Consider the following 10,416-nt stretch of genomic DNA (forward strand, 5'->3'; position numbering starts at 1 on the left):
GCGCCCCCCCCCCCCCCCCCGCGGCCAAGATGGTCGTGCTGGACGTGGACCACCCGGACGTGGAGGCCTTCATCGAGACCAAGGTGAAGGAGGAGGAGAAGATCCGCGCGCTGCGGGACGCGGGCTTCGACATGGACCTCGGCGGCGAGGACATCACCTCCGTGCAGTACCAGAACGCGAACAACTCGGTGCGTGTCACCGACGCGTTCATGCGGGCCGTGGAGGCGGGCGAGCGCTTCGGCCTGCGGGCGCGGACCACCGGCGAGATCATCGAGGAGGTGGACGCCCGCGCCCTGTTCCGCAAGATGGCCGAGGCCGCCCACGCCTGCGCCGACCCGGGTATCCAGTACGACGACACGATCAACCACTGGCACACCTCGCCCGAGAGCGGCCGGATCACCGCCTCGAACCCGTGCAGCGAGTACATGCACCTGGACAACTCGAGCTGCAACCTGGCCTCCCTCAACCTGATGAAGTTCCTCTCCGACGACGGCGAGGGCCACCAGGCGTTCGACGCCGCGCGGTTCGCCAAGGTCGTGGAGCTGGTCATCACAGCCATGGACATCTCCATCTGCTTCGCGGACTTCCCGACCCGGAAGATCGGCGAGACCACCCGCGCCTTCCGCCAGCTCGGCATCGGCTACGCCAACCTCGGCGCGCTGCTGATGGCGACCGGCCACGCGTACGACTCGGACGGCGGCCGTGCCCTGGCCGGCGCGATCACCTCGCTGATGACCGGCACCTCCTACCGGCGTTCCGCCGAGCTGGCCGCGGTCGTCGGCGCGTACGACGGGTACGCGCGCAACGCGGACGCCCACAACCGCGTGATGCGGCAGCACGCCGAGGCCAACGACGCCGCCCGGCGGATGGACGACCTCGACACCCCGGTCTGGGCCGCGGCCACCGAGGCGTGGCAGGACGTGCTCCGGCTCGGCAAGAAGAACGGTTTCCGCAACGCCCAGGCGTCCGTGCTGGCCCCGACCGGCACGATCGGCCTGATGATGGACTGCGACACCACCGGGATCGAGCCCGACCTGGCGCTGGTGAAGTTCAAGAAGCTGGTCGGCGGCGGCTCGATGCAGATCGTGAACAACACGGTGCCCAAGGCCCTCAAGCGCCTGGGCTACCAGCCGGAGCAGGTCGAGGCGATCGTCGCGCACATCGCCGAGCACGGGAACGTGGTGGACGCCCCCGGGCTGCGGCACGAGCACTACGAGGTCTTCGACTGCGCGATGGGCGAGCGGTCGATCGCCCCGATGGGGCACGTGCGGATGATGGCCGCCACCCAGCCGTTCCTCAGCGGCGCCATCTCCAAGACGGTCAACATGCCGAGCACCAGCACCGCGGACGACGTGGCGGAGATCTACCTCCAGGGGTGGAAGCTCGGCGTCAAGGCGCTCGCCGTGTACGTGGAGAACAGCAAGGTCGGCCAGCCGCTGTCCGCGAAGAAGAAGGACCAGGAGAGCGGCGAGCGGGCGCCCGAGCCGGAGAAGATCGTGGAGTACCGCCCGGTGCGCAAGCGGCTGCCGAAGGGCAGGCCGGGGATCACCACCTCGTTCACGGTGGGCGGCGCCGAGGGGTACATGACGGCGAACTCCTACCCGGACGACGGGCTGGGCGAGGTCTTCCTGAAGATGTCCAAGCAGGGCTCGACCCTGGCGGGCATGATGGACGCCTTCTCGATCGCCGTCTCGGTGGGCCTGCAGTACGGCGTTCCGCTGGAGACGTACGTCTCGAAGTTCACCAACATGCGCTTCGAGCCGGCGGGCATGACCGACGACCAGGACGTCCGGATGGCCCAGTCCATCGTCGACTACATCTTCCGCCGGCTGGCGCTGGACTTCCTGCCGTTCGAGACCAGGTCGGCCCTGGGCATCCACACGGCGGGCGAGCGGCAGCGCCACCTGGAGACCGGTTCGTACGAGCCGGCCGACGAGGACGTGGACGTCGAGGGGCTGTCCCAGTCGGCGCCGCTCCAGGCGCAGGCCCCCCGGTCGGGCGGTGCCGCGGCCCAGGCGCCCGCCGCGGCGGCGGAGCCGGACGCGGAGCGGCCCGCGCCGCAGGAGGCGCACAGCTCGACGGAGCTGGCGGAGATCCAGCTCGGCCTGAACGCGGACGCGCCGCTGTGCCTGTCCTGCGGGACGAAGATGCGCCGCGCCGGTAGCTGCTACCTGTGCGAGGGCTGCGGCTCCACGAGCGGCTGCAGCTAGGCGTGCCCCTGGTGCCCCCGCCGCGCGGTGCGCGGTGGGGGCACCGGCGTGCGGGCGCGCGGCTGCGTGCTCCGGCCGGTTCCGCGAAGATGGGAGCGGCGGAAGGCGAGGACCGACCATGAGGCGACTGTGAACAGCGTGGTCCTGGTGACCGGCGGTACCGGGACGCTCGGCCGCGAGGTCGTGCGCAGGCTGCTGGAGGACGAGCACGAGGTGCGGGTCCTGAGCCGCCGGGGGCGCTCGCAGGGCGAGCGGCTGCCGGTGGAGTGGGTGCGGGGGGACCTGAAGACGGGCGAGGGGCTCGGGCCCGCGCTCTCCGGCGCCGACACGGTGGTGCACTGCGCGACGGCGATCGGGTCGGCCGACGTGGCGATGACGCGGCGGCTGACCGGGGCGGCCCGGGACGCCGGGGTGGCCCACGTCGCGTACATCTCGATCGTGGGCATCGACCGGGTGCCCGGGTTCTCCTACTACCGGGCGAAGGCCGCGTGCGAGCGGATCGTCGCCGAGTCCGAGGTGCCGTGGACGGTGCTGCGGACGACCCAGTTCCACGGCCTGATCACCCGGGCGGTGGCGGCGCAGCGCCGGCTGCCCGTGGTGCTGACGCTGGGCGGCGGGGTGCCGCTGCAGCCGGTGTCCGAGCGGGAGGTCGGCGAGCGGCTGGCGGAGCTGGCCGTCGGGGAGCCGGCGGGGCGGGTCGCGGACATGGCGGGGCCGGAGATCCGCCCGGCGCGGGACCTCACGCGGGCGGCGGTGCGGGCGGCGCGGGAACGGGTGCTTGAGCTGTTCCCGGTGCTGGCCGACCGCGCCCATCAGCGGGCGGGACTGCTGTCGGGCGGCGAGCAGCAGATGCTGGCGATGGGGAGGGCGTTGATGGCCGGGCCGCGGCTGTTGCTGCTGGATGAGCCGTCGCTGGGCCTGTCGCCGCAGATGACCGCGCGGATCGCGCGGACGGTACGGGAGATCCACGCGCAGGGCACGTCGGTTCTGCTGGTGGAGCAGAACGCCGCCCTGGCGCTGCGGATCGCCACCACCGCCTGCGTGCTGGAGAACGGCCGGGTCGCGCTGGCCGGCGACGCCGGTGAACTGGCCGCCAGCGATGAGGTCCGCCGCCGCTACCTCGGCGTGGTCCACGAGGACGCCGCCGCCCCGACCGCCACCACCGTGGCGGCTGGTCGGCCGGTGCTCGGCAGGTGGTCGGAATGAACACGCCCGAGCCTTTGGAGGTGAGGGACGTGACGGTGCGGTTCGCGGGGCTGACCGCGCTGGACCAGGTGAGTTTCACCGTGGAACCGGGCACGGTGCACGCGGTGATCGGGCCGAACGGCGCGGGGAAGTCGACGTGCTTCAACGTGCTGTCCGGCGTCTACCGGGCGGCCTCCGGCAGTGTGCGCCTGGGCGGGCAGGAGCTGACCGGCGCGGCCCCGCACGCCATCGCCTGTCGCGGCGTGGCCCGCACCTTCCAGAACCTGGCGCTGTCCGCGCACAGCACGGTGGCCGACACGCTGATGCTGGGCCGGCACCGGCTGACCCGTTCCGGGTTCCTCGCCAGCGGGCTGCGGCTGCCCTCCGCCGCCCGCGAAGCGGCCCGGCACGAGGCCCGGGTGCGCCAGGTCGCGGCCTTCCTCGGGCTGGAGCCATACCTGAACGCTCCGGCCGGGCTGCTGCCCTACGGGGTTCAGAAGCTCGTCGAGCTGGGCCGGGCGCTGTGCATGGAGCCGCGGGTCCTGCTCCTGGACGAGCCCATCGCCGGGATGAACCCGACCGAACGGCAGCACACCGCCACCCTGATCGCCTCGCTGCGCGACAGCCTCGGCCTCTCCGTGCTGCTGGTGGAACACGACATGGGAGTGGTCATGCGACTGGCCGACACGGTCACGGTCCTCGACTTCGGCCGCAAGATCGCCGAAGGCACCCCCGACCAGGTGCAGAACGACCCCGACGTCGTCCGCGCCTACCTCGGTCACCAGGAAGCGGAGCCCACCCGATGACATCATCCGTCGAGTTCCTCGAATATCTCGTGCACGGCCTGTCGCTCGGCGCGGTGTACGCGCTGATCGCGCTCGGCTTCGTGATCATCTTCAAGTCCACCGAGGTCGTGAACTTCGCCCACGCCTCCCTCCTCCTCGCCGGCGGCTACATCGCCGTCCGCGCCCAGGAGTCCCTGGGCTTCTGGGCGGCCCTGCTCGCGGGTGTCGTGGGCGCCGCGGCGCTGGGCGCGCTGCTGGAATGGGCCGTGATCCGCCGCTACCGGGGCCACGACCACGGCGTGCTGGCCATCGTCACCATCGGCATCGACATCGTCCTGCTGACCGAACTCGCCCGCCGTATCGGCCCCGACATCCTCACCTACGACGACCCCTGGGGCGACCGGCTCGTCACCGTCGGCTCGCTGACGGTGCCGCAGACCCGGGTCGCGGCGTTCGTCACCGCCGCCCTCCTCATCACGGTCTTCCTCGCCGCGTTCCGCTTCACCTCCTGGGGCGTGGCCATGCGGGCAGCCGCCGAGGACCGGGAGACCGCCGCCCTGATGGGCATCCACCTGGGTCGTGTCTCCGCCTCGGCCTGGGCCGTGGCCGGCGCGCTGGCCGCCGTCGCGGCGCTGTTCCTGTCCGTCTTCCCCACCTCCGGCCTGGACCGGACCACCGGCGAGGTCGCCCTCGCCGCCTTCCCCGCCGCCATCATCGGCGGTCTCGACTCCACCACCGGCGCTCTCGTCGGCGGCCTCGTGGTCGGCGTCACGGAGGCGATGACCACCGGCTACGAGGCCGAACTGGACTTCCTGGGCAACGGGTTCGGCGGCATCGCCCCCTACGTCGTGATGGTCCTGGTCCTCCTGGCCCGCCCGGCCGGGCTGTTCGGAACGAGGGAGCTGTCCCGTGTCTGAAGCCCTCACCTCCCGCCTCGGCTGGGCGATCGGCGCCGTGGTCCTGCTCGGCCTGCCGTTCTACCTCGAACGGTTCTGGCTCCAGGCCGGCTTGTTCGCCATGGCCGCCGCCATCGGCGCCATCGGCCTCAACCTGCTCACCGGCTCGGCCGGGCAGCTCTCCCTGGGCCACGCCTTCTTCCTCGCCGTCGGCGCCTACGGCTACTGCGTCCTCGCCGCCGACCCCGACACCACCACCGGCCTGACCGGCTGGGGACTGCCACCGGTCCTCGCCGCGGTCCTCGCGGTCCTGCTGGCCGGGGTGGCGGGCGGCCTGTTCAGCCCCATCGCCGGACGGGTCATGGGCCCCTACCTGGGCATCGCCACCCTCGCCCTGATCTTCATCGGCCAGCACGTGCTGCTCAACGCCCACGACCTGACCGGCGGTTTCAACGGCCGCGCCGTCCCCCCCATGTCCGTCCCCGGCTTCACCTTCGACGAGACCCCCACCCTCGTCGCCGGAGTTCCCTTCGGCAGCATGGAGAAGCTCTGGTACCTCGGGCTGGCGCTGCTCGCCGGGGGCGCCCTGTTCGCCCGGGGCGTCCTGCGCGGCCGGCCCGGCCGCGCGATCAACGCCATCCGCGACCACCACACAGCGGCCGGCGTCATGGGCGTTCCCCTCACCCGCCTGCGGGCGGCGGTCTTCGTCCTGTCCTCCATGTACGCCGGACTGGCCGGGGTACTGCTCGCGCTGGCGTTCCAGCACACCGTGCCCGGCTACTTCGGCATCGCCCTCTCCCTCGAGTACCTCGCCATGATCATCATCGGCGGCCTCGGCACCGTGTCCGGCGCCGTCATCGGCGCCGCGTTCGTCACCCTCATCCCCCAGGTCCTCACCAAATACAGCGAGTCCCTGCCCCTGGTCGCCGCCCCCGGCACCGGCGGTATCGCGCCCGGCGAGGCCTCCCGCTACCTCTACGGCACCGCCGTGGTCGCGGCTGTCCTCTTCCTCCCGGGCGGACTGGCACGCCTGCCCCTCCCCCGGTGGGCCCGCAGGAGGACGCGGGACAACGCCCCCACCCCGGCCCCCGTCGCCCGGACGAAACCCGCGACAACGACCTCACAGAACATGGAGATCCCGACGTGAACATCCCACACGGACTCAGACACACCCCGGCGGTGGCCGTCCTGACGGCCGGCGTCCTGGCGCTGTCCCTCGCCGCGTGCAGCGACAAGACCGAGGCCGGCGACGCAGGCGCAGGCCAAGACGGCGTCGCCACCGACATCGGGGTCACGGACGACACCATCACCCTCGGCGCTCTCACCGACATGACCGGCCCCTACGCCACCCTCGGCACCAGCGTCACCCAGGCCCAGCAACTCTGGGTCAAGCAGACGAACGAAGCCGGCGGCATCTGCGACCGGCGTATCCGGCTGGAAGTCCGCGACCACGCCTACGACGCCGAACAGGCCGTCTCCGCCTACACGGAACTGACCCCCCGCGTGCTCGCCTACCCGCAGTTCGTGGGGTCGCCCTACGTTGCCGCGGTCAAGGACCGCATCGACGCGCAGGACCACTTGCTGGTCCTCCCCCAGGGCTGGTCCGCCTCCCTGCTGGGCAGCCCGTACATCCAGATGGTGGGCACCACCTACGACATCGAGACGATCAACATGATCGCCTACCTCACCGACCAGCACGGCCTGTCCGAGGGCGACACCATCGGCCACATCTTCTTCGAGGGCGACTACGGCGAGAACGCCCTCGAAGGCTCCCGCTACGCCGCCGAACGACTCGGCCTCGACATCGTCGAACAGCGGGTCACACCCGCCGATCAGGACATGACCGCACAGGTCACCGCACTGGCCCGGGAGGACGTCGACGCCATCGTGCTCAGCGCCGGTCCCCGCCAGGCGGCTTCGGTGGTCGGCGTCTCCGCCGCGTCGGGCCTGGACATCCCGATCATCGGCAACGGCCCCTCGTTCGCCCCACAGTTGCTGGAGACCGACGCCGCCCCCGCCCTCCAGACGTCCTACCACGTGGCGTCCACGGTCCTGCCGATGGGCGCGGACGAGGGCTCGATCCCCGAACTTGCCGAGGCATACGCGGCCGAGTACCCCGACGCCACGCTCGACAACGGTGTGGTGACCGGGTACCGGACCATCTCCGCCGTGGGGTCGGCGATCGAGGCGGCCTGCGAGTCCGGTGACCTCACCCGGCAGGGCGTGGCCGACGCCATGGCGACGATGACGGCCGAGGACGACGGCTTCGGCTCGGTCCACGACTTCTCCGACCCGGCCAACCCGTCCACGCTGGAGAGCTACATCCTCCGCCCGGACGAGTCGACCCCCGGCGGCCTGGTGGTCGAGCAGGACGCCGTGGTGTCCGAGCTGGCGGCGTCCTTCCCCCGCGAGGAGTAAGGAGGTCCAGGGCCGGCACCGGCCCGGCACGATCACCCGACAAGAAGGATCGGCCCCCGGGAGGGGCCGATCCTTCTTTCGCGACAGCGGAGGCGACGGCGTTTCCGGCCGAGAGGGCGTACCGGCGGAGGCCCGGACGGGGCCGCTCCCACTCACGCGAGGAGGACGCGTCCGCGGAGGAGGGGGAAGCCGGCGTGGCCGGACCTCTGCCTCTCGAGCGACTCGATCCGGATCACCGTGCCTGCCACCGGTCCGGAGTGTCCCGTGGGTGGTCAGTCCGACGCCGACCGCGTCGAAGTCGCTCTCCGGCCGGCGGCGAAGGTGCCGGTGGCGGGGAGGCCCGCGCGCATGGCGTCGGCGATCCACTCGGGCAGGCGGTTGCCGTCGAAGGTGGTGAGCGTCCCGGTGAACGACCTGATCAGGTGCCGCCGCTGTCCCCGGTCGGGGGCGGCGGGCGACGACGGGATCGCGAGGGCCCGGCGCAGTCGCCGGCCCACAGTCGGGCAGCCGCCCCGGAACCGCGCTCGCCGATCCCGCGGCGCGGGTCGGGGGCTGTCACCAGGCTGCTGGCCTCCGCCCGGCGTTGGGCAAGGTGGGGCTTGAACGGGGCGTGTTTCCCGGGCAGTTGGCCTTCGTGGCCCGTGCCCATGTCCTGCCGGCGGGCAGCGCGGGCGTATCGCTGGATGCTGTGCCGGCGCCAGCCCGGACGGGGGGCGATACTCGGCAGGCTCATCCCCTGACCGCGGCTCATGGACGAGAGCGTGGTGAGCCCGGGCCCGTTCGGCGGAAACCGCAGGTATGAGCCGTGAACGCGCTCGGACCGGCCGCCGCGGTCCGGACGAGGCCGCGTCGGCCACGGTGCATCGGGGCTGGACGCGTATCGACCCGGCGCACGCTCTCGGCTGGCATGACCGCGACACTCGTGATCGACGGCAACAGCGACTTCCGCGACCGTGGCAGCACTTGGCCCACAGCGGCCGAATGCCGGCCGTACCAGCCGATCGAGGAGTGGCGAAGGCGACGTGCGCACCACCCGGACCACAGTCAACCGCTACGACCCGTGGTCGTCGCACGGAACCGCGCCCAGGTTCGGGACTGCCCGGCGGCAACGTCAGCGCGTGGCCGACTGTCCGAGGACCTGCCGCAGGGCATCGGTCAGTTCGTCGGCCGCCGCGGGGCGGATCCGGTGGGCACGCCAGGCTACGCGGCGGTCCGGTCTCACCAGGACGCAGCCGTCCTCGGAGACCTCGCGCCGGGCGGCCCACTCGCCGTAGAGGTCGAGAATCCCGTCACGGCCCCCGATGAGGTGCACGTCGATCTCGACGCCGGTGGCGTCGGCGGCGGCCTTGGCCGCGGCGTGCCACTCCTCGCCGCCGACCCCGGTGATCAGTGCGAAACGGAGTCCCCCGGGCAGGTCCAGGGTGGAGAACTCGGCCGTGCCCTGCCCCAGGCGGGCGTGCGGCAGCCGGGCTCCGGGGCGGGTGGTGGGCTGGTAGTACAGCTCCGGGTCACGGGAGGGCGTCGGCTCGGGGGTGCCGTCGGCGGCGACGGCGCCGTCCGGGTAGCGGTAGCCCAGCTCCGTCCCGTGCGCGTTGAACTGGTAGTCGGTCAGGGCGACGGCCCGGCGCAGCGCCGCGCGCCGCCGCTCGCCCTCCGGCCCCGGCGCGTACAACTGGTCCAGTGCGCGCTGCCCCTCCTCCTCGGACTGGCCGGGCGCGTAGCCGAGTGCCGTACCGACTTCGGCGAGTTCGGCGCGGCTGGTGATCGCCCGCCGCACTCCGGCCGCGCCCACCGGCTGCCGCTCCGAGGAGTAGCTGTCCAGCAGGGCCGGCCCCACCTGGCCGCGCAGCACCAGCGCCAGCTTCCAGGCCAGGTTGTACGCGTCGGCGACCGACATGTTCAGGCCGAGCCCGTTGGTCGGCGGGTGGCGGTGCACCGCGTCGCCCATGCAGAAGACCCGGCCCGCCGAGTAGGCGGGAGCCACCTGGGCGTTGACGGTCCACGCGGAGCGGCCGAGGATCTCGATCGGTATCGTGTCGTCCCCGATGCACGCGTGAATCCGGCGCACCAGTTCGGCTTCGTCCGCCGCGGTGGGATCGTCCTTCCCCGGTTCGTAATTGAGGACCAGGACGAATTCGGTGAACGGCCGGTGGCAGATCAGGGTGCCCAGTCGGCCGGCCGGAAGCGGGCCCGGTGCCACGTTCCAGGTGAGCACGCCCGGCCGATGGGCCAGGTAGCGGGCGAGGTCGGCCCGGAACCACACGTTGGCGGCGTGTGCGAGCCGGCTCGGCCCCTCCACCTTCAGCCCGGCCTGGCCGAGGACCCGGCCGCGGGCGCCGTCCGCGCCGATGAGGTACTGGGAGCGGATGGTCAGGATCTCGCCGGTACGGCGGTCGCGGACGGTGCTCACGAGAGAGTCGTCGTCCTCCTGGAAGCTCAGGAACTCGTGCTGGAACCGCACATCGCAGCCGGTCTCGGAGACGGCCTCCAGCAGTATGGGTTCGAAGATCGTCTGCGGGCAGTTGACCATCGGTGACGGGCTCGCCGCACGGTACTCGGCGGCGCGGTCCGCGCCGGTGCCCCACGCTTCCAGGCGCGCGACCTCGCGCCCGGCGAGGCTGGTCACCCAGAGGTTGTTGCGCATCATCTCCTGGGGGGTGGCCGCGGCGAGGAGACGGTCCTCGATGCCGAGGTGCCGCATGATCTCGACCGTGCGCTGGTTGACGATGTGCGCCCGGGGGGTGTGCGCGGTTCCGGCGTGCTTCTCTACGAGCAGGGTGTCGATTCCGTAGCGGGACAGGGCCAGGGCGCTGGTCAGTCCGGCCGGACCGGCACCTACGACCAGGACCGGCACGTGCAGCTCGGGCATGGACGCCTCCGTGGTGTGCGAGGGGTGGCGGACGGGAGGGGGGGAGATCGACG

8 protein-coding genes are annotated in these 10,416 nt (G+C 72.3%); 6 read left to right on the top strand and 2 right to left on the bottom strand.

Annotation, left to right across the window (positions count from 1 at the left end; translation table 11 throughout):
* The 6 genes from ACSNOC_RS25190 to ACSNOC_RS25215 all read left to right on the top strand — a co-directional run.
* A partial coding sequence (locus ACSNOC_RS25190; protein ID WP_436749867.1) for a vitamin B12-dependent ribonucleotide reductase occupies nucleotides 1-2,210 on the top strand: 2,210 nt, incomplete at its 5' end.
* Nucleotides 2,211-2,348: 138 nt separating this feature from the next.
* On the top strand, nucleotides 2,349-3,416 hold the full coding sequence (locus ACSNOC_RS25195; protein ID WP_436749874.1) for an NAD(P)H-binding protein: 1,068 nt from the start codon (nucleotides 2,349-2,351) through the stop codon (nucleotides 3,414-3,416).
* Nucleotides 3,413-4,201, top strand: coding sequence for an ABC transporter ATP-binding protein (locus tag ACSNOC_RS25200; RefSeq protein ID WP_436749868.1), 789 nt, complete (start codon nucleotides 3,413-3,415; stop codon nucleotides 4,199-4,201). The genes ACSNOC_RS25195 and ACSNOC_RS25200 overlap by 4 nt, the downstream gene beginning before the upstream one ends.
* Nucleotides 4,198-5,097: a branched-chain amino acid ABC transporter permease gene (locus ACSNOC_RS25205; protein ID WP_436749869.1), complete on the top strand. Its 900-nt coding sequence runs from the start codon at nucleotides 4,198-4,200 to the stop codon at nucleotides 5,095-5,097. Before ACSNOC_RS25200 ends, ACSNOC_RS25205 begins: the two co-directional genes overlap by 4 nt.
* Complete coding sequence (locus ACSNOC_RS25210) at nucleotides 5,090-6,223, top strand: branched-chain amino acid ABC transporter permease (RefSeq protein WP_436749870.1); 1,134 nt, start codon at nucleotides 5,090-5,092, stop codon at nucleotides 6,221-6,223. The genes ACSNOC_RS25205 and ACSNOC_RS25210 overlap by 8 nt, the downstream gene beginning before the upstream one ends.
* Nucleotides 6,220-7,494 (top strand): ABC transporter substrate-binding protein, encoded by a 1,275-nt coding sequence (locus tag ACSNOC_RS25215; protein ID WP_436749871.1) that lies wholly within the window; start codon nucleotides 6,220-6,222, stop codon nucleotides 7,492-7,494. Before ACSNOC_RS25210 ends, ACSNOC_RS25215 begins: the two co-directional genes overlap by 4 nt.
* Nucleotides 7,495-7,766: 272 nt before the next feature.
* Here ACSNOC_RS25215 and ACSNOC_RS25220 read toward each other — a convergent pair whose 3' ends face one another.
* Both ACSNOC_RS25220 and ACSNOC_RS25225 read right to left on the bottom strand, forming a co-directional pair.
* On the bottom strand, nucleotides 7,767-7,991 hold the full coding sequence (locus ACSNOC_RS25220; protein WP_436749872.1) for a hypothetical protein: 225 nt from the start codon (nucleotides 7,989-7,991) through the stop codon (nucleotides 7,767-7,769).
* A 614-nt stretch (nucleotides 7,992-8,605) separates the two neighbouring features.
* Nucleotides 8,606-10,416: FAD-dependent monooxygenase (locus ACSNOC_RS25225; protein ID WP_436749873.1), on the bottom strand; the 1,811-nt coding region annotated here is incomplete at its 5' end.

Origin of the sequence: Streptomyces sp. URMC 129 (genome assembly GCF_051386415.1) — a bacterium.
Lineage (GTDB): Bacteria > Actinomycetota > Actinomycetes > Streptomycetales > Streptomycetaceae > Streptomyces.

What these genes read in the sequence shown, in the direction of transcription:
- ACSNOC_RS25200 (WP_436749868.1), top strand. Translation starts at nt 3,413, where the DNA reads ATGAACACGCCCGAGCCTTTGGAGGTGAGGGACGTGACGGTGCGGTTC.
- ACSNOC_RS25205 (WP_436749869.1), top strand. Translation starts at nt 4,198, where the DNA reads ATGACATCATCCGTCGAGTTCCTCGAATATCTCGTGCACGGCCTGTCG.